Below are 23,292 nucleotides of genomic sequence, written 5' to 3'. Positions count from 1 at the left end.
TTAATTTCCTTAATTTCAAAGTTAAATACATACTAATACCTTGATTATCATATGTAAAACTCAACTGCCTGTTAGTATAATTGATTTCATTAACGAATCAGGAGGGCTTTTACAAATGGATAACCATTTTAATTTAACTAAACCAAATCAAAAACCTTATACATCACCTTCAGAACGTCTACCTTGGGCTGGCTTAATTGCACTTGCTATGGCTGGATTCATATGTGTTCTTACGGAAACAATGCCAGCAGGTCTATTGATACCGATCAGTGAAGGACTTGGTGTGTCAGAATCCCTAGCAGGTCAACTTGTTACGGCTTATGCTTTTGGCTCACTCATTGCAGCTATTCCACTTACAGCAGCAACACAAAGTTGGCGTAGGAAACCATTGCTTCTTTTATGTATGACTGGATTCCTTGTATTTAACACGATTACAGCCCTTTCTTCTAGTCTGACTTTAACTCTAATCGTTCGTTTCTTTGCGGGTGTAACGGCGGGAATACTGTGGGGAATGACAGCGGGATATGCACGGCTGATGGCACCGAAGTCATTGAAAGGAAAAGCTATGGCTATAGCTATGATTGGTACTTCTTTTGCATTAGCTTTTGGTCTACCTGTTGGGACACTTCTTGGCTCCCTTGTTGGTTGGCGAACTGTCTTTGGTATCATGTCATTACTAGCTGTATTATCAATTTTATGGATTATATGGAAAATACCAGACTTCCCTGGACAAACTTCAGAAAAGCGAACGAGCCTATTCAAGGTATTTATTACTCCTGGTGTTCGTCCCATTCTGTTTGTTGTATTGGCTTGGGTACTTTCCCATAATATACTTTATACTTACATTGCACCATATCTATCAGAAGCAGGCCTTTCCCAGCGGGTTGATTTGGTCTTACTCATTTTTGGTGTTACATCTTTAATTGGAATCTGGATGATAGGTATATTCATTGAACGAATATTACGCACTTTGGTTTTAATGAGTCTTGCTGGGTTTGGATTGGCATCATTAGCGTTAGGTATCGGAATTAGTCAGCCTACAATCATTTATGTTGCTGTTGCTTTATGGGGATTAACCTTTGGGGGAGCAGCAACACTCACACAGACAGCAATAGCAGATCATGCGAAACAAGGTACTGATCTTGCTCAATCTATGCTTGTTACTGTTTGGAATCTGGCTATTGGCGGCGGGAGTGCAATTGGAGCCATTCTGATGGAATCATTTGACGTAAGTTCTATTCCATTGGTCATGGTATTCCTCATTGCACTTGGATTACTAGTAGTGTTTCGTGCAAATGTTTATGGATTTCATTTAAAAACGAAAAAGAGCTAGAATCCCCTTATTTCAGTAAGTGGCTTCACCTTCATATCGGTTCATATACTTCTCTTCATTTACGATACGAGTTGAGATTTATTCATTATAGTTTGACAGAATAAATGAGAGAAAAATCTGGTCTCAGCGTGAATCACACTTTTGAAGCGTCTAGACTGAACGCTTCAATTTCATGTATTTTAAATGGCTTTCATATTCACCTTTACGAACCAACAGGAATGTACAAGGGTTTCTTATTTATTTCTAAAAATGCTTATCCTCCGTTCTTTGATCTTGCAACATAGCACAAAAAGTCCAGTTTCTTAAAAATGATTTCCGTTATACTAAACTCGTAAGGTAAAGAGGTGCTCGGTTGTCCTATTAGAGCATGAGAAAACCATTCAAGACATGTTAAATTAATCTGAAAGATGAATTACCGCTTCAAATTCTAGCAAAACACGCTAGTTATTCTAGACTTCACTTTCACCATTAAAACAGAAGTAAAATAAAGATCAGACACCCACAGGACAAAAAAAATCAATTAAAAAAGATATCCCTACCACTATCACTTTTTTGTCATCTTGGTATAATAGAAAAAATCAGAAAAATGAGAATGCGATGATAAGGAATAGTACTTGCCGAAATGTTTTCAGAAAGTTGCTGGTTGATGAGAAGCAATAACATAAAGGCAGGGAACTCACCTTAGAGTAGCCTTAGTGAACTGAAAATGATTGATGTAGTTAAGGTCGGCACCCTACCGTTATATGGGAAGGATATAAGATATAACAATCTGTATCCGAATAAGGGCATGGTAATGTAAAGTTATCATGAAACAGGGGTGGTACCGCGTAAGAAGAAGTCTTTCGTCTCCAATGAAAATATTGGAGATGAAGGACTTTTTTTATTCTATTTACTAGGAGGAATCGATCATGTTTAACCACAAAAAATACGAAAAGAAATACTTTTTGCCACCGAACCTTACTTATGATTGGGTGAAAAAAGAAACATTAGAACGTGCTCCGATATGGTGCAGTGTGGACTTACGGGATGGAAATCAAGCATTACCTATTCCTATGAACTTAGAAGAAAAATTGGAAATGTTTCAGCTACTAGTAGAGATAGGTTTTAAAGAAATTGAAATCGCATTTCCAGCTGCTAATGATACGGAGTTTAAGCTATTACGGACACTGATTGATCGTCATATGATTCCAGACGATGTCACGATTATGGTGATCACACAAGCAAGAGAGCATATTATCCGCCGAACCTTCGAAGCCATTAAGGGGGTACCGAAAGCGATTGTTCATTTATATAATTCGACTTCAGAAGCGCAGCGCCGACAAGTATTTCAGAAAACAAAAGATGAAATTAAACAAATTGCCATTGATGACGCTATTTTAGTAAAAGAACTGGCCGAAAAAACAAAAAGTAACATTTATTTTCAATATAGTCCTGAAAGCTTTCCAGGAACAGAAGTGGATTATGCGTTAGATATTTGTAATAGTGTTTTAGATATTTGGAAACCGACACCACATCACAAAGCGATCATCAATATTCCGACAACAGTTGAATATTCAATGCCTCATATCTTTGCAAGTCAGATTGAGTATATACACAAAAATCTGTCTTACCGAGACAGTGTGACATTATCGGTTCATCCACATAATGACCGTGGCTCTGGGGTGAGTGATGCAGAATTTGGTGTGCTAGCTGGCGCAGAAAGAGTCGAAGGTACATTATTTGGTATCGGTGAACGTACAGGGAACGTAGACTTGATTACTTTGGCGATGAATATGTATTCACAAGGCTATGATCCACAATTGAATTTCAATAACCTAGAAGCGATTCGTAAAAAATATGAAAAACTAACAAAAATCACTGTTCATGAGAGACAGCCATATTCTGGTGAGATGGTTTTCACCGCATTCTCTGGGTCACATCAAGATGCGATATCTAAAGGTATGAAATATAGAAAGGAACATCATGTTGATAAATGGGACGTTCCGTATATCCCAGTAGATCCAGTTGACCTGGGGAGGAATTATCAAACGGATGTGATTCGAATCAATAGCCAGTCTGGAAAAGGTGGCATAGGTTATATCCTAGAAACAAATTATGGCATTCAACTTCCTTATCAAATGAATGAAGCCATGGGATATGCAGCGAAGAAAGTATCTGATCAGACAAATAGGGAATTGTCTGTCGAAGAAATATATCATGTTTTTAAAGAGCAGTATGTTGATTTCCACCCTCATTTCCAGCTGATCGATTATCAATTTCATAAAGGAGAGAAGCAAGAAGTCTCCTTAACTTTGCTGAGAGATCATCAACAAATAGACATACAAGGAACTGGCACTGGAAGTTTAGATGCAATCAGTAATGCGTTAAAAGCACATTTTCATCTCGAGTATGATTTGGAAGTCTATGAACAGAATTCTTTGGGCAACGATTCTCAAGCAAAAGCCTGTGCACAGATTGGTATTTCAAATCAAGGAAAAATGCATTGGGGTGCTGGAATTGATAAAGATATTATTGAAGCAACAGTAAAGGCCCTGGTGGTTGCAGTAAATAAACTAGAGGTTTGGATGTAGATGGAAACAGATAAACTTGAAAAACATGAAGCGATGCAATATTTAAGAGAATATAACGAACAAGAAATCTTTTATCAACAATACCAACAGAAAAAGCATGACAATCAATCATTGCAATTATTTTTGAAGGATTATGATCAAAAAAATTTCATGCAAAAGCAAATATATATAGAAGAATTTTTGCTAAGAGGGCAGAACGAATTTGAAAAAGAGGATACCATGTGGTTAGGTCAGGAAAAAGATATCGAAGTGAGAAAGTATAGCCGTTTTATGCCTCAATTGTCGGCTATCCATGATTTCTTTGAGATGATCTATGTTCTGGAAAATGAGATGTATATAGAAGTGGAAGATAAAAAAATCGTTTTAAAATCAGGAGATATTGCCTTTATTCCACCTGACACAATACACAAGCCACTTGTAATGGAGAATACAATCGCAATACAAATCATGATCCGCAAAAGTACTTTTCAAAAAGTGTTTTTTAAAATGTTAAAAGGAAATCATGTCATTTCAGAGTTCTTTTTGAATGCATTGTATATAAAAGAAAATAAACATATTCTTATTTTCCATAGTCACTTGGATAAAAACTTGCTAGACTGCTCTCTTCAACTATTTATAGAAAATCACAATCGATTTCCTAGTTACCAGTTGATTATGAATAATTTGTTTGAGATATTATTATGTCTCTTATTAAGATTCAAACCAAGTCATATGAACGTCATTCAGGTCAAACAATATAGTGATATACGTATGATTCAAATGCTTCAATATATTCAGCAGTGTTGTGAGCATATAACACTCCAGAAGATGGCAGAGAAATTTAACCTTTCACAATCTTATCTGTCAAAATATATAGCTCGTAAACTCGGCAAATCATTTCGTGAGATTCGACAAGAAATAAGATTGGACAAAGCCTGCGAAATGCTAACCGGGAGTAATTTACAAGTGGATCATATTTCGGGAGCCGTTGGTTATCAAAATGTAGAGCATTTCATTCGTTTATTTAAGAAAAAGTATCACCTAACACCACATCAATATCGTTTAAATAATAGAACATAATGAGCAGAATGTATGAGACTTATCTTTAAAGTAAAATTTTAAAATCAAGAAAATGTCAAATCAATACGAATAAAAAGGAGACATCATCATGTCAATCAAGCAAGTAAAAGATTATTTTAAACAATATGAGATGGATACTCGAATTCAGGAATTTTCAGTATCTAGTGCAACCGTAGACTTGGCTGCTTCTGCATTGGGCTGCGAACCTGAAAGAATCGCAAAAACACTCTCCTTTCTAGTAAATGGACAAGCTATTTTAGTTGTGACCTCTGGCGATGCAAAAGTTGATAACAAAAAATTCAAAGAATATTTTAAAACAAAAGCGAAAATGCTGCCTCCTCATGAGGTCGTTGACTTGGTCGGTCATGAAATTGGCGGAGTATGTCCTTTTGCTATAAAGAATGGTGTTTCTGTTTATTTAGATATGTCACTCAAACGTTTTGAGACAGTCTATCCAGCCTGCGGCAGCAGTAACAGTGCTATTGAACTCACAATCAAACAACTAGAAAAACACTCCGGTTATACACAATGGATTGATGTGTGTAAGGGATGGAACGATGAATTCATACAATAAAATGGAAGGAAAAAGTGCTGCAATTAAACATAAAAAAGAGCTAGAAACCCTTGATACACAAAGGTTTCTAGCTCTATTATAACTATTCCCACTCGATCGTAGCAGGCGGCTTACTCGTAATATCATACACCACGCGGTTCACATGCTTCACTTCATTCACGATACGAGTCGAGATCTTTTCAAGTACATCCCAAGGGATTCTTGCCCAGTCACTCGTCATACCGTCAATAGACGTAACAGCACGGATGCCGATTGTGTAATCGTATGTTCTTGCGTCACCCATGACACCTACGCTGCGGATGTCTGGGAGGACTGTGAAGTATTGCCAGATGTCGCGCTCAAGGCCGAAGTTGGCAATTTCTTCGCGTAGAATCGCATCCGATTCACGGACGATTTCTAGTTTTTCTTCAGAAATTTCACCTAGTACACGGATTCCTAGTCCTGGACCTGGGAATGGCTGTCTCCATACGATGTCGTCTGGAATACCTAGCTCTGACCCTAGAGCACGAACTTCATCCTTGAATAGTGTATTGAGTGGCTCAATCAATTCAAACTGCATGTCTTCTGGAAGACCGCCAACGTTGTGGTGAGATTTGATTGTTTGTGCCGTTGCTGTTCCACTCTCAATGATGTCTGTGTAAAGAGTTCCTTGTGCTAAGTAGTCGATTCCTTTAAGCTTGTCCGATTCGTCATCGAATACATAAATGAATTCGTTACCGATGATTTTACGTTTTTGCTCAGGATCAGACACACCTTTTAGCTTGTTTAAGAAGCGATCTTTCGCATCTACTTTAATCACGTTCATGTTGAAACCTTCGCTAAATGTTTTCATAACCCCTTCTGCTTCGCCTTTGCGAAGAAGACCGTGGTCAACGAAAATACATGTCAGCTGATCGCCGATGGCTTTGTGGATCAATACCGCCACAACAGATGAATCTACACCGCCGCTTAGTGCGCACAATACTTGTTTGTCACCTACTGTTTCACGGATTTTCTGCATTTCGATTTCAATGAAGTTCTCCATTGACCATTTGCCATCGCACTCACATACGCCGAAGACAAAGTTCTTCAATAGATCATTTCCATACTCAGAGTGACGTACCTCTGGGTGGAACTGAACGCCATAGAAATTCTTCTCAGCTAAGCTCATCGCTGAGTTTGGACAATGTGCACTTGTTGCATCAACTGTAAAGCCTTCTGGTACTTCAACGACAAGGTCACCATGGCTCATCCAAACGACTTGATCCGTTGGAAGGTCTTTGAATAAAGCAGGTGTTCCGTTAATATGGATGTCTGCTTTTCCATATTCACGCTGGCTAGCCGCTTCTACTTTCCCACCTAAATAGTGAGTCATCAGCTGCATGCCGTAGCAAATGCCTAGAACCGGAATACCTAGATCAAAAATCTTTTCGTCACAGCGGAAAGATCCTTCATCATATACACTGTTTGGTCCACCAGAAAGGATGATTCCTTTCGGCGCCATTTCTTTAATTTCTTCAGCAGTTAAAGTGTGCGGATGAAGCTCACTGTACACACCAAATTCACGAATACGGCGAGTGATCAGCTGATTGTACTGACTACCGAAATCGAGAACCAAAATCATTTCATTTACTAAATTTGTCATGGTGTCACCTCTATGTCCAATATAGTTTTTATAAACGCACAGAAAAAATGAGAGGAGAAAACCTGCTCTCAGTGTAAATCACGCTTTTGAAGCGCCCAGACTCACATCCGAACGCTTCAATTTCATGTATTTTAGAAGGTTTTAATATTCACCTATTCTAACAACAGGAAGGTACGGGGTCAAGACTATCTCCTGTTTATTAAATTTTCCCATAACTTCACCGACTGCCGCCAAAGCGCCGACGCATCTTCTTGTCGATAGAGCGCCCGCTCATAGAACTGCGTTAGCTCAGACATGTGATGATTCCCTTCCTTGTCATCGATCAAAGAAGCAAATTCTCTTAGCGTCATGCCTGGCTTTTTCTCGATCCCTCTGCGCCGCCTTAGCTGTTTTAATAAAGCAGCATATGCGTAGAAAAAAGCTTCCTCATCTGGCAGACGTTTTACCTTTCTCACAATAAAGATTGGCAGCCATCTTGCTCTGAACCGGTAAAGCATCCAGCCTATGAAACCAAGAAAGACAATCACACCTGCTGCGTAGCCCAAGATTGAACCAACATGAACCATACTTGGCTTTGCTTTAGCTGCTTGTTCCTCTTGTTTTGCCCCCTGTTCTGGTTCTTGTTGCTGCGGCTGTTGTGTCGGCTCGTTTTCTTGTTGATCAGATGCGGGCTGATCTTTTTCATCCTGTTGATCATCTGTTTGGTCGTTGTTAGCCGTGGTTTCATTCGTAAATGTCTCTGGGTTCGTGAACCCTTTTGTCGGTTCGAATGTCACCCAGCCACGGTTTGGAAAATACACCTCTACCCATGAATGCGCATTGTTATTGGTCACTTCATACACATTGTTTCCATCCATTTGTGTTTCATATAACTGACCTGACGTGTACCCTTTCACCCATCTCGCCGGAATTCCAATCGAGCGAAGCATGACAATCATAGAGGTTGAAAAGTTATCACAATAGCCAATCATCGTATCAAATAAGAACTGATCCACATAGTCTTCGTCACGCCCAGGCACAGCGACATTTTGGGTTTCATATGAAAACTTCGCAGATCCTAAATAATCCTCAATCGCTTTTGCTTTATCATACATATTATCCTTCGTTTCCGTTAAGCTGTTCGCCAATGTTTTCACACGCTCTGGCAGCGAGGATGGGAGCTGCAAGTATTCACGTCCGACCTGCTGGTTCACTTGCTGCTTGGTCGGTACTTTGATCCGCTGCAAGTCCTCTAGGATAAATGTAGGTGATAAGAAGCTGACTCGATAGTTCCCTAAATTTTTGGGCGGGTTTTGAGTAGACGGGACAATTTTCTCCGTTTTGCCCATCATTTGCAGTGGAATGTTTTCCATTGGCGTCAGCATAACCGTACCAATTGGATAAACAGCATGATTAAATCGATAATTTGATTCCATATCGACTCTCGTTTCATGCTCCTCTGTTTTCACGCGATTGGTAAACCACCGGTTCGGCACTTCATTCCCTTTTAACCGAGTAGGTTTCGTATCATTTGAAGCATCCTCCCAGCCTTTCCCCGTGTAAATACTTTTTGTTTCTACACGAAAATAAGACGGCTCTTTTCCGCTCCATTTAAATACCGGTGTACGGTCCTCACTAAACGGTCCCCCAAGCGACGAATCATCCGTACTATATCCCACCTTATTCTGCCCGGTGGAACCATCTTGATTCGTGACCGCTTTAAAAAACGGGACAGGGTCAGGCCATTTCGGATCAGATTTTGGCAAAGAAGCACCGAGTGATGCTGATACAAGAACAAGCGCCAGCATGGGTAAGAACCAATTGAGACGCGCTTTCTGTGACACCCGCACACCTTCAGCCAAACGAAGTCGGTCGAAATAGAGCAGGCCAAGCAAACAAAAGCCAAATACCATAATTCGAACGATCGCAAAAGTCGCATCATAAGGCGTAAACGTATCAAGAATCGTGACATATACAATCGTCATCAGTAAAAAGAAAAAGATACGCTGCTGATACACAACCCAATAATGAAGCAAATAAACAAGTAGCCAAAGCAAAATATAAAACAACAATGTGCGGAAAGACGGATACATGTCACTCCACATGCCCATGCTCATCAAAGAAATATTATCTTTAATATCAGCAAACAGCGCAGGCAGATAACTTGGCTCTGATTGATAAAAAATCAAATATAATGCGAGCAAGATCAATCCAGCACAAATAGGAAACGTCACATACCACTTCAATCGAAAGAACGTAAACAAACACGTAAGCCCTATAAAAATGATGAAATAAGACGTATGACTCGTCTCTGTAAAATCTTGAAGCGGACGAAGCCACTCCCAAAGCAGCAGAAATGCGACAGCATAATAGATGAACAACTCAAAACGGCTTTGCCGCTGATGCATATGCAGCATAAATGTTTGTCACCTCACAGTTCTTTCGTGCAGCCGGTCCTCAAATAAAAGGGTCGTGTGTATCCCAGAAGCTTTAAGCCGGTCCACAAGCTGTTTTTCTTTTGCCGTCAATCGATCAACGGCTCTCTTCACTAAAAGAACGGTGATGTTCTTTCTGTTTCGATTCCCAAGTAAAATGGTAGCAAGCTCTTCTTGCAGATGACCTGTCACCACATACTTTCCTGTCTGCTGGTGCTCACTCGATGTTAATGATTGATAATCAGGTGCACGAGAAGGCTGATACTGCACCTTTGTTAAATAGTAGAGCATGTCCTGTAAATGCCTCTCTCCTTGATCCACTCGAAATAAGTGCTGATCCCCAAGCGGGACAAGGCCTACCGGCACCCCTTTTTTCACAGCCGTTTGCAGAACCGATGCGGCCATAGACACAATCGTTTCAAAAGCGGCTTCATCTGTAAAATCAGCAAACACCACCAGATCCTTTGTCTGATTCTGTTCAAACTCCTTCGTCATAAGCTGACCTCTTCTAGCTGTTGTCTTCCAGTCCACCCAAGCGAAACGGTCTCCTTGCTGGTATTCACGCACACCTGTTGTCACATTTGTCGGTTCATTTAACCAAGAGTGCAATGCTTTGCCTCCATTTTCATTCACCGATGCAGCAGATTCAACCGGAATATCCAATATTTTCGGATACACAAGCAATGTTTTCTCTAGTGGAAGAATCACTTCTTTTTCAACAAACCCAAACATATCACCCGTTTTGATTCTAACCGCCGTCAATTGATGCTCTCCCCGCATGATGTCATTAAATTGATACGAAAATCGCCACGTTTTCCGAAACCATGGAAAGATCATTCGCTTCATTTCAATCTGTTCCTGTAAATGGAAGGTATCCGGCGGGTCATCCTCAAGTATGACGTACACGTACGGAAATAAATTCGTCCGCTTGATTTCAAGGTCAACAGACAGCACATCTCCTGCCTTTAACCGGGTATGCTGTAATGTCCTTTTGGCTGTGGCACGAAGTGGAACAAGGGCAAACAACAAAGCATACAAAGCATATGGTGAAAATGCATAAAAAAGGAACCAGCTCACAAAACCGCCCTGAAACATGGCATAGCAAAAGGCTGCTGCCGTGAGAATGACGAGCATCATCACCCGTAACCATAGTGAAAAAGCTAAACGATTACGTGACTTCATTGAGTCATCGACTTTTGAACTGGTACGCCAATATGCTCAATCATCTGTCGCAACAGTGTCTCCGCCTTCTTCCCTTCATATGTTGCTTCTGATGTCAAAATCATACGATGCGGCAATGTGTAAGGCGCCAAATACTGTACATCATCAGGAATCACATAATCCCGCCTGTTCAACAGCGCATACGCCTGAGCCGCTTTCATCAATGCAATTGAACCCCTTGGGCTCACGCCTAAATAGACAGACGGATGATTTCGCGTCGCTTGGGCGATTTCAACAATATATTCTTTAATCGATGCCTCCACATGTACGGTCTGAACCGCTTGCTGCAAAGCATGGATATGATCTTTTGTCATGACTGCCTGAAGCGTGTCAATTGGCGATTGTTTCTCCTGCAAATTCAGCACCTCAAGCTCCTCCAGCATGGTTGGATACCCCATCTGCAGCTTAAATAAGAAACGGTCCATTTGCGCCTCTGGAAGTGGATAGGTTCCCTCATACTCCACTGGATTTTGCGTAGCCATCACAAAGAAAGGATCTGCCAGCGGCATCGTTTCTCCGTCCACTGTGACACTGCCTTCTTCCATCGCTTCAAGAAGGGCTGATTGTGTTTTAGGAGAGGTTCGGTTGATTTCATCAGCCAAAATAATCTGCCCCATAATCGGTCCTTGTCTAAATTCAAACTCGTTTGTCTTTTTATTATAAATCGACACACCTGTTACATCTGAAGGCAAAAGGTCAGGCGTAAATTGGATTCGCTTAAACTCACACCCAATGGATTTTGCCAGAGCACGAACCATCATGGTCTTCCCAACGCCAGGCACATCCTCTAATAGCACATGCCCCTTCGCCAAAATCGCAACAAGGCTTAATATCGCAATATCTTTTTTCCCCACCATCACTTTATTGATGTTATCTACGATTTTTTGTAAATCTGAATGCATCGGTTCATCAAATGCCATCCTGATCCTCCTATCACGTTTCCGTCAATTTTCATATAGTCTAACTTTACCATACAACGCGCATTTGCATGAAACATCAACACGTAGAAAAAAGAAGCCTTCTCACGATGGAAAAGACTTCTGCTCCTCTTTAGGCTCACTTGCTGGTTCCATATGAACATGAGAGTGTAAAATATCATGTTCCTGCTTCATTCTGCGTTCAATTTCATCTGCAATATCATGGCTTTCTGCGATGTTTAAATGCGGTTCTACTTCAACGACCACATCCACATGGACGGTGCTTCCAAGGTAACGAGCTTTAATGTCTTTCAAATCGCCCACTCCTGGTGTCGCTTCAATCGTCTCTTTATATTTAGACATATCTTTTATATGAAAACCGTCCGTTAACGAATGAGACGCATCTCTGAAAATCTCCCACGCCGTTTTACAGATAATTAAGCCAATCACAAACGCAGCAAGCGTATCAACCCACGCCAGCTGAAATTGAGAGGCGATAATTCCGACAAACGTCCCGATACTCACATAAGCATCTGATTTATTATCAGCCGCTGCCGCATATAGCGCCTGGCTATTAATTCGTTTAGACAGTTTACGGTTATACATATACACACCATACATCACAACAGCACTTCCTGCTGCCGTCCAAGCTGCAATCATATCAGGCGTTTGATGCTCTGATGAGAAAAGCGACTGGCCTGCACTCAGCAAAACCTGAAGCCCGACAAGCATCATAATAAAGGAAGCCACAAGTGACGCAATATTTTCAGCTCTAAAATGACCGTATGGATGATCCTCATCAGGTGGCTTCTGAGAAATACGCAGCCCAATTAATACGGCAAGCGAAGCAATGATATCTGTCGTATTATTCAAGCCATCTGCGGAAAGGGCTTCTGAATGAAACACATACCCAATGATCAGTTTGACAGCAGATAAGATCACATAGGCTATAATGCTGACCCAAGCACCTGTTTCACCTTGTCTTAATTCGTTGTAGCGCTCCATACCGAACAGCGCCTCCTCACACATTACTTTTCTATATTTATCTTACAAAGCCAAGCCCGTGTGGGTCTACAGCAACATGATTCGCTTGAATCAGCAAAATAGGATACATAGAAATGTGTTGACCTAAGCAAACTTATTTTTATAAGGTCAATTGACCTCAAGACCTACTCCCATCAATGTTTTTCAAAACCACTCCGAAAAATGAAAAAGAACAAAATGACTCTACTATCTAATTGTCAGAATAGTTTTATTTCAAAACACAACTTTTCTTTCTTCCTTCTTATGCTATTTTTAAGAATGGACAGAGGAAAATGAGGGAACATAATCTCTCAAATCCTTTATACTTTTTAACATCATGTTAAGAGGTTTGAAATGTCAGTTTGATAACCTGTCCAATGCTGAATGACAATTCAGTATGATAAAATTTAAAATATTCTAAAAACAAACTCTCGAATAAAAGAGAAATGTTTGGAGGTAAAGAAATGTCCAACATGACAAACGGTCTTCAAAAAAACCTTAAGACAAGACATATTTCAATGATCTCCATTGCCGGGGTCATTGGGGCAGGGCTATTTGTTGGTAGTGGTGCTGTCATTCATTCTGCAGGGCCTGGATCGATTCTTTCCTATTCATTTGCCGGACTTCTGGTCATCTTTATTATGAGAATGCTTGGAGAAATGGCATGTGCCTATCCGACAAGCGGCTCTTTCTCACAATATGCGAGCGACGCCATCGGCCCGTGGGCCGGGTTTACAATCGGCTGGCTTTACTGGTTCTTCTGGGTCATCGTCATCGCCATTGAGGCCATTGCCGGTGCTGCCATTATTCAATATTGGTATGGAGATGCACCTGTTTGGCTCACAAGTCTTATCCTCACAATCCTCTTAACTTTGACAAATATCTTTTCTGTTAAATCTTTTGGCGAATTTGAATATTGGTTTTCATTGATTAAAGTCGTCAGCATTATTCTCTTCCTACTCATTGGTTTTGCATTTATCTTTGGTTTTGGCGGTCATCATACTGCAGGTCTTGCTAATTTAACGGGAAATGGCGGTTTCCTTCCAAACGGGTTCGGCTCTGTACTCCTCGGGATTGTCGTTGTCATCTTTTCCTTCATGGGAACCGAGATTGTGGCAATTGCCGCAGGTGAATCAGCAGACCCTGTCAAATCTGTGACAACAGCTACCCGTTCAGTTGTATGGCGTATTATTGTGTTCTACGTCGGGTCGATCGCCGTCGTTGTCACTTTACTCCCATGGAATTCGGCGAATATTTTAACAAGTCCGTTCGTTGCAGTATTAGAATACATCGGTGTCCCATCAGCCGCTCAAGTCATGAACGTCATTGTTTTAACAGCCGTTCTTTCTTGTTTAAACTCCGGCCTATACACAACGTCCAGAATGCTTTATTCATTAGCTGAAAGAGGCGAAGCACCAAAACGTTTTATGAAAATCAGCAAACGCGGTGTCCCTGTAGCAGCGACAGTCGCAGGTACCTTCTTTTCCTATATTGCCGTCATGATGAACTACTTTTACCCTGAAACCATCTTTCTATTTCTAGTCAATGCCTCTGGTGCCATTGCACTTCTTGTCTACTTGGTGATTGCCGTTTCACAATTAAGAATGCGTCGTAAAATTGAAAAAGAAAATCCAGAACAACTCAAAATCAAAATGTGGCTGTTCCCATACCTTACGTACTTTACCATTTTGGTCATCTGCGCCATCTTGGCCTCTATGCTGTTTATCGAATCGATGAGACCTCAGCTCATACTGACAAGCATCATTACCATCGGTGTACTAGCCGCCTACTTCATCTTTAAACCGAATAAAAAAGTGCCTGCAAGTGCAGCGCTTGAAAATAAACACCCTTAATTCTCCCGCTGAAAAGCGGGTTTTTTTATTTTATTCACCTATTTGGATGTCCGCACTTATAATGTATCAAATTGATTTTAAGTGAGGATTAGTCAACATGAACCTAGAAAAGTTTGTTGACGAGCTGCCAATTCCAGAAGTCGCAGAGCCCGTCAAAAAAAACCCAAGACAAACGTATTATGAAATCGCTATGGAGGAGGTGTTCCTAAAAGTTCATAGAGATCTGCCCCCAACCAAGCTATGGACCTATAATGGCAGTTTGCCGGGTCCAACCATTAAAGCGAATCGAAATGAAAAGGTCAAAGTGAAATGGATGAACAAATTGCCGCTGAAACACTTCCTGCCTGTCGATCATACCATTCACGCTGGACATCATGATGAACCCGAAGTCAAAACAGTCGTTCACCTGCATGGGGGCGTGACACCTGCAAGCAGTGACGGTTATCCGGAGGCTTGGTTTTCGCGAGACTTTGAAGCGACCGGTCCCTTCTTTGAACGAGAGGTTTACGAATACCCTAATCACCAGCAAGCATGCACATTGTGGTATCACGATCATGCCATGGCATTAACACGATTAAATGTATACGCCGGATTAGCTGGCTTTTATTTGATCTCAGATGCGTTTGAAAAATCACTCGAATTACCGAAAGATGAATATGATATCCCTTTAATGATCATGGACCGGACATTCCAGGAGGATGGCGCACTGTTTTACCCAAGTAGACCAAATAACACACCAGAAGATAGTGACCTTCCTGATCCCTCTATCGTGCCATTTTTTTGCGGGGAAACGATTTTAGTCAATGGAAAAGTATGGCCGTATTTAGAAGTAGAGCCGCGAAAATATCGTTTTCGTATCTTAAACGCATCCAACACAAGAACTTACGAGCTTCATCTAGATAACGACGCCACAATCTTACAAATTGGATCTGATGGCGGCTTTTTGCCAAGACCTGTTCATCACCAATCTTTTAGCATTGCACCTGCTGAACGTTTTGATGTCATCATCGACTTCTCAGCTTACGAAAACCAAACGATTATTTTAAAAAATACGGCAGGCTGCGGTCAGGAAGTCAATCCAGAAACAGATGCGAACATTATGCAGTTTAAAGTCACTCGTCCGCTCAAAGGAAGAGCAGCTAAAACATTACGTCCGATCTTCAAACCACTTCCACCGCTCCGACCGAGCCGAGCTGATAACGAGCGAACACTAACGCTTACTGGCACACAAGATAAATATGGGCGCCCGATTTTATTACTAGATAACCGGTTTTGGAATGATCCTGTCACGGAAAATCCTCGACTTGGTAGTGTAGAGGTATGGAACATTGTCAACCCAACAAGGGGCACACACCCTATTCATTTACATCTTGTTCAATTTCGGGTGATTGATAGAAGACCATTCGATACAGACATCTATCAATCAACTGGTGAAATCGTGTACACGGGACCAAATGAAGCGCCTCCTTTGCATGAACAAGGCTACAAGGATACAATTCAGGCGCATGCTGGTGAAGTCATTCGCATCATAGCTCGGTTTGTCCCGTATAGCGGACGATATGTGTGGCATTGTCACATTTTAGAACACGAAGATTATGACATGATGCGGCCGATGGATATCATTTAGTAAATATGAAACCTCCTCTCTCTTAATTGCGTAATATAAAAAGGGCTAACAGCTTCTATATATTAGCCCTCTATTTTCTTTTCAATCTCCATGAGAAAAAACGAACAATGTATCGCATGAATGGCATTTTTTTGAACATTCCACACTTAAAAAGTTGACGAAGTAAACCGATAATACTACTATATACCCATTACCTCTATCAAAAGGCACTTAAGAAACCAAGCACGAACAAATAGAAAATCGTCATAAAAAACGGAGGAGTTCAATTTGAATGAAGAAAAAGAGACTTGCCAGGTCAAGCAAGAAACAGTGGCAGGTAACAGGGAGAAGCTTTCAATTCATGAAAACGAGAGCATTCGATCAAACATTGAACAACTAACAATTGAACTCGGTGAACAAAAAGAATTCAATCACTTCATATTAGATGAAAAACAGAAGGCCATCAGCACATTATCGGCTCTCATTGCAAAAGGTGATTGTGATGAAGAGTTAAAAGCTCATTTTGTACAAGCATTACATATCGGGCTCTCTGTTATAGAGATTATGGAGATCATTAAGCACTGTACAAAGGTTGTAGGATTCCCTCATTCCATTAATGCCTTGTTTATTTTTCAAAACTTACTAGATGAAAACAATAAATAAATAAGAGAAAACGAGAAGTCTTCTGTCCTCTCGTTTTTTTATTTCCACTTACTTTACTCTCTTACGCTGATTCTGTCACAGTAGCAAAATATCAAAATACCACTCATTTCCCTGCTTAAAAAGTGATGTTCATTTCACAAATCCGCATTTTTCACCGACACATCCCATGACAAAATAAAAAAACGTCCAGTTATATAAAATAACTGAACGCGCACCTTTTACCGATTGACAGTGAAATTGTTAACAATCCCGCCTTCTTTCTCCCAAGCGGTTTCTACTGTTTTCTTCTTAATATCATATTCAAAAATAGTTCTGACCTTCGCCTTTCGTCCTGTGTCATCCTTTAATTCCTTTGCGTTCTTTGCAACACCTAAGAAATAAACAGATGTACCATCCGCAGAAAATTGCGGCTGGGCAGCACTTAAAATACGCACATCTTGGCTGTTTTTAACAAGTGTCTTTGTTTTTCCTGTATCTACATCCATCACCTTAATAGATGATACTTCTTTTTCATTTCGAACCTTCACTTCTGTATAAATGAGTTTTTTATGATCTGGTGAAAAAGAAATATCATTGATGGTTTGAGAAATACGTGCAATTCGCTTTCCCTTCTCACCTGTTTGTAGGGTAATATTCATGGTCGTTGGTTCAGGATCCATTCCTTTTTCATTTGCCTCATCCGTCTTTTTATAATCCTCTTTTAACGAATAATGCTGAATGGCCAACAGATTTGATGCTGGATCATAAGCAAAAGAACTCACCGTATCATCATCACTTTTTTCTGGATATAACACTTTCACTTTCTGTGTTTTCAAATCAAAAGACGCTACATAAAATTGCTCACCTGAATCCTTGTTATACCTTAGATATAACTGTTTTCCGTCACCAGAAAGTCTCATACTGTCGATTGAATCGTCACTCGTAAAGAGCGTTTTTTCTTTATCCATTTTCACATTCAATTCCCGTATACTTACTTTTTGTGTGTCTTCATCTGTATACGTATAGTATAAAAGCTGTTTCGCCTGATCATAAGCAATTGAAGGATATGCTGTCAGTTTCTCTGTATGAAGCGCCTTGTCATGCAAGTAATAAGTATTGTTTAACTTTTGATCCGTAAATGAAACAAGCAATTCGTCTTTTGCATCTTGATTTGTTTTCACTTTTCCTGCATGTTTTGCCTCTTGCCCCGGCTTCATCATGAAGAAGATGACGGCCGCAATTACTGCGACTCCAATTACTGTGATGATCCACCATGTTGATTTTTTCATTGACTTTCAGACCCTCTCCACAAGAAAAGAAGCCAGAAAATGAACTTTTCCCGCTTCTTTGCATGCCTATGTATTAATAAGTGTAATGCCCTTTGACGACACCTTTACTTGTTTTATACCCAAGTGCTTTGAATGCTTTCGGACTTACGTCTAATACTGCGTTTGGCATTCTACCTACATCATATTTATATACTGTAATCACTTTATGTGGTTTCGCTTTTGTTGTCACTCTTAGTTTTGTACCTTTTTTCGGTACGTCAAATCCCATTTTTGTTGCTGCATCCCAATGACCGAGTTTTTTTCCATCTGCGCCTTTTTTACCGACACCATTATACCATGTAATATTGCCGCTTACTTTTTTTGCACTTGCTCCATGTGAGAAACTAAACGCTAAAAATAAACTAGCTACTGTTACGATTGTCGCGATAAGCTTTTTATTCATTAAAAAATCCTCCGTATTTGGTTTCTGACCCTATTATACATGAAGATGCACCCAGTTATTTTACAGTCACATTACAATTCGAATACAAGTTGACCACTTAATGACCGATTTTGTTCATAAATTTCACCAAAAACAGCCAGAACATTGTCAGTAGATCCCTCCCTTTTGTTTTATATAATAGAAATGAATCAAAGATAAGGAGGAATTTTCATGAAAAAGTGGTTCATCGTTTTGAGTGTAAGTTTGACCTTCGTATTGATGCTTTCAAGTATTCCTGCCTCTGCGGCTGGTCCTCGTCACGGCGCCATCGTGACACAAACGGATGAAGCCAAATGGTCAGGTATCTCGGCTGATATTGTGCTGCCAAAAACAGCCACTATTAAAAATGGCTATGCCGACTGGTATCTTGGTCTCGGTTCTGCCGTTGTTGAGAGCGGGATTTCAAAAACATCTTCTGGTTATAAGGTATTCCTGGGCACCGGCTCCCAAGGCGGCAGTCAATATTGGAACAGCGAATACGATTCAAGTATTAAAGATGGTGCACGTGTCAACTTAAAGCTCATCAACAATGGTGATGGCACAGTGTCACTATACGTCAACGGGAAACTGCGTTATAAACAGCCTGTTTTCAACCCTAGTCGTCTGAAAGACCTCGATGTCGTCAAAATGGTACACGGCGTACAAGATAATGGAACAAACAGCTACTCGCAAGCAAGCTTTTCTAATGTACAGCTTCGTGCAAATACATCTGGAAGTGTCTACAAAAAATGGGACGGCACCGTCAAATCATCTCTTTTACGCAAAAATCTAGAATCTGGTGCTCCGGCTCCAAAATTCACGGTCATTTCGTCTATCCCACTTAGTACAACCCTTTCAGCACAATAAAACACGAGCACCCAACTTTGGGTGCTTTTGATTGTTCACAGCTTATCAACACTTCTCTTTTAATCAAAACATCAATTCGTGGTAACATAAGCATACATACTTTGAAGAACAAAGGAGAAAGAACGTGAGAAAAAGTCTACTTGTTTTCATGAGTCTTGTTGCAACCTTCTCTATCCTAGCAGCTTGCTCAAATACGGCAAAAGAAGAAAAAACAGAATCTACGGCACTTCCAACGATTAATGAACGCATTCAAAATGAAACGAAAGAGGTCATGGAGCAGTCAAAGCTCGTAAAAGACACAGCGATCACCGTTGATCAAAAGAAAAAAGTCATTTCCTTAAACGTGACGGCTTCATCTGAGACCAATACTGATTACGCTGAAGTCATTGGTTTGAACTTTGCCAAAACACTAGCTATTGGTGCATCCACTGAAAAGGAAAACAACCTGCATAAACCGGAAAATGACAGCCTCGGCGCCCTCTACTCCTTTTATGACCTAAACATTACCGTGAAACAGGAAAACGGAAAAGTACTGGCAAAAGGAAAGAAAACAACAAATGAAACAAAGATTACCTGGGAGAGAGCCCAGTAATTGGACAAGAAAATTCTTTATGGATTTTCTTGTTTTTTTAACAAAACTATTAACATTGTGAAAAGAATGCCGATGAGTAAGATTGTGTTGGTTCTTAAGTACCAATAATTCTTATTTACATATCGGGGGAAAGTATCATGAAAAGAACGACAGAATTTGTTTTAGGTTTAATTGGAGGTATTTTTGGATTTTTCGGTGCAATGTTTGCCATTGCCTTTGGAGGACTCGATGCAGCATTTAGTGAATCAGGTACGAGTCAAATCACAGGATTAGGCTGGGCAGCGATGCTTTTCTCTATTCTTGCGATTGTGGCATCTGTTATCGTGAAGAAAAAAGCAAAGCTTGGCGGGATTTTATTATTAGTATCTGCTGTTGGTGGTATTATTTCTATTTCTATGTTCTTTATCCTTCCAGCTGTTTTAATCATCATTGCAGGATGCATGGGTGTGTTTAGAAAAGAGCCTGTCAAAACAGTTCCAGCTGAATAAAGTTGATATAAAAAAGCTTGTAGAGGGTCGCTCTACAAGCTTCTTTTATTGTATATTTTCATTTAAATCTTCTCTTATGATATCAATCAGCGTGTCAATATCCGAGTGAGCTCTAGATGCTAATCGTACCAGCAAATGATCGATATACTCATACAAATGACGATCTTTCAACATATACTTCCCATAATACGGAATGACAAAGAAATAGAGCAAATCAGCTACTTCTAGTGCAACGTCATCACCAACTTCATTCTTTAGCGCCTCCCCAACACATTGGATCAGCCAATTCAAATCTTCTTTCTTTTCAATCGGAACGTACATCAGCTGATGAATACGGTCCGTATCTCCCGTTTGTAAAATCTGCTCCGCTGCTCCCTTTGATAGAGCACCAATCTCTTTAGAAGATATATTAAGAACCGCGAATTCATTCTCTGATCTGTCTTGATCCATTTGCAGCACGTTTTGGTCCATCTCGACTCACTCCCCGTTCTCAGATACTTTTATTATAAGGAATTCAGCTGATTTTTTATGGAAATAGTGGATTTTTTTATGTAATTTTAAACAAAAAAGAGAACCTAATGATATGATTCAATCTCAATTGGCATAAAAAAACCATTGCACTTTATTTCAATCTATCTCAATATATGTATGTTAGTAGATTGAAAGGGATGAGAGAAATGAAGATGAAACACCCGTGGATCAAAGGAATTATTGTCAGTGTGGTTCTCGTACTTGGGCTTGGAATCTTTCCTGTCCAGCTGCCCTTTTTACACATGACTCATGCGACACCAGTCGCAAAAGCAGCTGCACCGAAATACGTGACAACAGCGAATGTTCATCTTCGCAAGGGACCTGGAACAAAATATTCAGTGATATTGACCATTCCAAAAGGGAAAAGGATTCCTTATCTTAAAAAGAATGGTTCATGGATTCAAACAAAGTATAAAGGAAAGACGGGTTACGTCAGTTCTCAATATATCAAAAAAGCAGGCAAAAGCTCGCCAGCTTCATATGCTGCTCCTTCCACTAAAACGCCAGGTACGTATGTAAAAGGGATATTGGTTGTGAATAAGAAACATAGACTACCATCTTCATACAATCCCGGAGAAAACAAACAAGCGAGAAAAGCTGTAAACGCTATGACAGCAAAAGCCAAAAAAGCAAACATCCGACTCACCGCTTTTAGCACCTTCCGTTCATACGACCGTCAGCGTGTCTTGTACAACAATTACGTCGCCTCTCATGGCAAAAAACAAGCAGATCGATTTAGCGCAAGACCAGGCTATTCCGAACATCAAACCGGCCTTGCTTTTGATATCGGCGGTGCCAATTCAAAACATTGGGCTGAAGATTCTTTTGCCAATACGAAAGAAGCGAAATGGCTGGCCAAACACGCCCATGAATTTGGCTTTATCATCCGCTATCCGAAAGGTAAAGAAAAAGTGACAGGCTATCAATATGAACCATGGCACCTCAGATACCTCGGATCAAAAAATGCAAAAAAAGTGAAAAAGAGCGGCAAAACCCTTGAAGAATATTTGAACATAAAAGGATAACAACAAAAGCACTCTTTTTCTTCAGAGTGCTCTTTTCATATATTCTCTTCTCTCTTTTTCATCGCAGCCGCCATTTCCACTTCACCCTCTGCTTCCAGCTGTTCAATAATACGAGCATAATCTCTTTCATGGCGATTTTGGCTTAACTTAAAAGCAGCTTGAACTTCATCAATGATGATTTTGAAGCCCACAATCCCTTTCATTTGTTTCTCTAGCAGTTCCTCAGATAACGTATCCCACAGCACTGGCTGATCTCTATGACTTTCATATGTCTCCAGCATCGCTGTTAATTCCTTGACCAGTTCTGATTTTTCAAGCAGTGCAGCCTTTCCATATACATGTACAGCTTGATAATTCCACGTCGGTACGGCTTCTTTCTCATACCACGAAGAGGATATGTAAGCATGCGGCCCTTGAAAAATGACGAGCACCTTCTCGTTCTCTTCAAACGTTTTCCACTGAGGATTTCCAATCGCCATATGCCCTGAGATCACATACGAATCGCCAATTTGATGAAAACTCACTGGAATATGGGTCGCAATGGGCTTTTCATTCGTTGTCGTCACAACTGTAGCAAATGAATGGGATTGAATAAATGATTTGATTTTCTCCATATCTTTCACTTGAAAAAATGATGGTATATGCATGTTCCCTTCCCCCTTTTTGATCATCTCAATGTTTTGGTCATAATGAAGTCCATTTGCTCCTCGTCTCCCATGTGAAAAGCATGCACCCCTGTTTGAACAAACCCAAGCTTTTGATAAAATGCCATGGCGGCTTTATTATGCTCCCACACACCAAGCCAAACATCACGTTTATGATGTTTCTCTGCAATTTCAAAGGCTTGATTCATTAAATATCGACCTAATCCTAGTTTTTGAAAGGACTGTTTGATATAAATGCGTTCAATTTCTAATGTGTCATCACCCATCTCTTCTGACTGTGCATCGTCCATATTGACCTTTAAATAACCAGCAAGACGCCCATTTACTTGAACCAAATAAAATTGTGAAAAGGGATGTTGTAATTCTTTTAGCAGCTGGTTCGAATGAAAAGCTGTCTTCACATATGCGTCGATATGCTCCGCCTTGTTTTGCTCCTGAAACGTTTCTATAAAAGTATCGATTCCTATTTTTTGCAGATCTTTTATATGTTGTTCATTACACCGAATGAGCGTGACGGTCATGAAGTAACCCCTCCTTAG

Annotated in this window: 21 protein-coding genes and 1 other annotated feature; of the genes, 11 read left to right on the top strand and 10 right to left on the bottom strand. The window is 40.3% G+C overall.

What is annotated here, in order from left to right:
* Positions 1-115: 115 nt before the first annotated feature.
* The 4 genes from NST24_RS03275 to NST24_RS03260 all read left to right on the top strand — a co-directional run bounded on the left by NST24_RS03275 (position 116) and on the right by NST24_RS03260 (position 5,536).
* Positions 116-1,333, top strand: a complete 1,218-nt coding sequence (locus tag NST24_RS03275) for an MFS transporter (RefSeq protein WP_342462310.1) — start codon at positions 116-118, stop codon at positions 1,331-1,333.
* Positions 1,334-1,921: 588 nt separating this feature from the next.
* Positions 1,922-2,186: a binding site (T-box leader), on the top strand.
* A 55-nt stretch (positions 2,187-2,241) separates the two neighbouring features.
* Complete coding sequence (locus NST24_RS03270) at positions 2,242-3,903, top strand: 2-isopropylmalate synthase (RefSeq protein ID WP_342462309.1); 1,662 nt, start codon at positions 2,242-2,244, stop codon at positions 3,901-3,903.
* Positions 3,904-4,962, top strand: a complete 1,059-nt coding sequence (locus NST24_RS03265) for a helix-turn-helix domain-containing protein (protein ID WP_342462308.1) — start codon at positions 3,904-3,906, stop codon at positions 4,960-4,962.
* Positions 4,963-5,050: 88 nt separating this feature from the next.
* Positions 5,051-5,536, top strand: a complete 486-nt coding sequence (locus tag NST24_RS03260; protein WP_268356165.1) for a YbaK/EbsC family protein — start codon at positions 5,051-5,053, stop codon at positions 5,534-5,536.
* Positions 5,537-5,618: 82 nt separating this feature from the next.
* Here NST24_RS03260 and guaA read toward each other — a convergent pair whose 3' ends face one another.
* The 5 genes from guaA to NST24_RS03235 all read right to left on the bottom strand — a co-directional run bounded on the left by guaA (position 5,619) and on the right by NST24_RS03235 (position 12,717).
* Positions 5,619-7,160 (bottom strand): glutamine-hydrolyzing GMP synthase, encoded by a 1,542-nt coding sequence (guaA, locus tag NST24_RS03255; protein ID WP_017366723.1) that lies wholly within the window; start codon positions 7,158-7,160, stop codon positions 5,619-5,621.
* Positions 7,161-7,345: 185 nt separating this feature from the next.
* Positions 7,346-9,556 carry a transglutaminaseTgpA domain-containing protein gene (locus NST24_RS03250; RefSeq protein ID WP_342462307.1) on the bottom strand — a complete coding sequence of 737 codons (2,211 nt, stop codon included), beginning with the start codon at positions 9,554-9,556 and terminating at the stop codon, positions 7,346-7,348.
* A 9-nt stretch (positions 9,557-9,565) separates the two neighbouring features.
* Positions 9,566-10,756: a DUF58 domain-containing protein gene (locus NST24_RS03245; protein ID WP_342462306.1), complete on the bottom strand. Its 1,191-nt coding sequence runs from the start codon at positions 10,754-10,756 to the stop codon at positions 9,566-9,568.
* Positions 10,753-11,715 carry a MoxR family ATPase gene (locus tag NST24_RS03240; RefSeq protein ID WP_144680139.1) on the bottom strand — a complete coding sequence of 321 codons (963 nt, stop codon included), beginning with the start codon at positions 11,713-11,715 and terminating at the stop codon, positions 10,753-10,755. The genes NST24_RS03245 and NST24_RS03240 overlap by 4 nt, the downstream gene beginning before the upstream one ends.
* A gap of 102 nt (positions 11,716-11,817) precedes the next feature.
* Positions 11,818-12,717 (bottom strand): cation diffusion facilitator family transporter, encoded by a 900-nt coding sequence (locus tag NST24_RS03235; RefSeq protein WP_008344349.1) that lies wholly within the window; start codon positions 12,715-12,717, stop codon positions 11,818-11,820.
* A gap of 482 nt (positions 12,718-13,199) precedes the next feature.
* On the opposite strand from NST24_RS03235, the gene gabP reads away from it, so the two are divergent.
* The 3 genes from gabP to NST24_RS03220 all read left to right on the top strand — a co-directional run bounded on the left by gabP (position 13,200) and on the right by NST24_RS03220 (position 16,857).
* Entirely contained in the window at positions 13,200-14,588 is a 1,389-nt protein-coding gene (gene gabP / locus NST24_RS03230; RefSeq protein ID WP_024719380.1) for a GABA permease, read from the top strand.
* 97 nt (positions 14,589-14,685) lie between these two features.
* Complete coding sequence (locus NST24_RS03225) at positions 14,686-16,215, top strand: multicopper oxidase (protein WP_342462305.1); 1,530 nt, start codon at positions 14,686-14,688, stop codon at positions 16,213-16,215.
* 267 nt (positions 16,216-16,482) lie between these two features.
* Positions 16,483-16,857 carry a carboxymuconolactone decarboxylase family protein gene (locus NST24_RS03220; protein WP_146271517.1) on the top strand — a complete coding sequence of 125 codons (375 nt, stop codon included), beginning with the start codon at positions 16,483-16,485 and terminating at the stop codon, positions 16,855-16,857.
* 218 nt (positions 16,858-17,075) lie between these two features.
* On the opposite strand, the gene NST24_RS03215 is transcribed toward NST24_RS03220, so the two are convergent.
* Together NST24_RS03215 and NST24_RS03210 are read right to left on the bottom strand one after the other, a co-directional pair.
* Positions 17,076-18,125, bottom strand: coding sequence for a hypothetical protein (locus NST24_RS03215; RefSeq protein WP_342462304.1), 1,050 nt, complete (start codon positions 18,123-18,125; stop codon positions 17,076-17,078).
* A gap of 73 nt (positions 18,126-18,198) precedes the next feature.
* On the bottom strand, positions 18,199-18,567 hold the full coding sequence (locus tag NST24_RS03210) for an RlpA-like double-psi beta-barrel domain-containing protein (protein ID WP_003213878.1): 369 nt from the start codon (positions 18,565-18,567) through the stop codon (positions 18,199-18,201).
* A 210-nt stretch (positions 18,568-18,777) separates the two neighbouring features.
* Here NST24_RS03210 and NST24_RS03205 point away from each other — a divergent pair, with 210 nt between their 5' ends.
* The 3 genes from NST24_RS03205 (at position 18,778) to NST24_RS03195 (ending at position 20,532) form a co-directional block, all read left to right on the top strand.
* Positions 18,778-19,452, top strand: coding sequence for a hypothetical protein (locus NST24_RS03205; RefSeq protein ID WP_041093255.1), 675 nt, complete (start codon positions 18,778-18,780; stop codon positions 19,450-19,452).
* A gap of 124 nt (positions 19,453-19,576) precedes the next feature.
* On the top strand, positions 19,577-20,044 hold the full coding sequence (locus NST24_RS03200; protein WP_342462303.1) for a hypothetical protein: 468 nt from the start codon (positions 19,577-19,579) through the stop codon (positions 20,042-20,044).
* 137 nt (positions 20,045-20,181) lie between these two features.
* Positions 20,182-20,532, top strand: a complete 351-nt coding sequence (locus tag NST24_RS03195; RefSeq protein WP_277519363.1) for a DUF4064 domain-containing protein — start codon at positions 20,182-20,184, stop codon at positions 20,530-20,532.
* Between the two features lie 45 nt (positions 20,533-20,577).
* On the opposite strand, the gene NST24_RS03190 is transcribed toward NST24_RS03195, so the two are convergent.
* Entirely contained in the window at positions 20,578-21,003 is a 426-nt protein-coding gene (locus NST24_RS03190) for a hypothetical protein (protein WP_017366716.1), read from the bottom strand.
* Between the two features lie 206 nt (positions 21,004-21,209).
* Between NST24_RS03190 and NST24_RS03185 the strand changes: the two genes are divergently transcribed.
* Positions 21,210-22,088 (top strand): D-alanyl-D-alanine carboxypeptidase family protein, encoded by an 879-nt coding sequence (locus NST24_RS03185; protein WP_213406463.1) that lies wholly within the window; start codon positions 21,210-21,212, stop codon positions 22,086-22,088.
* A gap of 35 nt (positions 22,089-22,123) precedes the next feature.
* Here the strand turns inward: NST24_RS03185 and NST24_RS03180 are convergent, their stop codons facing one another.
* A complete protein-coding gene (locus NST24_RS03180; RefSeq protein WP_081114873.1) occupies positions 22,124-22,735 on the bottom strand; it encodes an FMN-binding negative transcriptional regulator in 612 nt (203 codons plus the stop codon).
* Between the two features lie 20 nt (positions 22,736-22,755).
* Positions 22,756-23,274, bottom strand: coding sequence for a GNAT family N-acetyltransferase (locus tag NST24_RS03175; protein ID WP_159159415.1), 519 nt, complete (start codon positions 23,272-23,274; stop codon positions 22,756-22,758).
* Positions 23,275-23,292: the final 18 nt, after the last annotated feature.

It is taken from the genome of Bacillus sp. FSL R5-0286 (assembly GCF_038593245.1).
Taxonomy (GTDB): Bacteria; Bacillota; Bacilli; order Bacillales; family Bacillaceae; genus Bacillus; species Bacillus altitudinis.
This window is presented reverse-complemented; position numbering and strand designations above follow the sequence as displayed.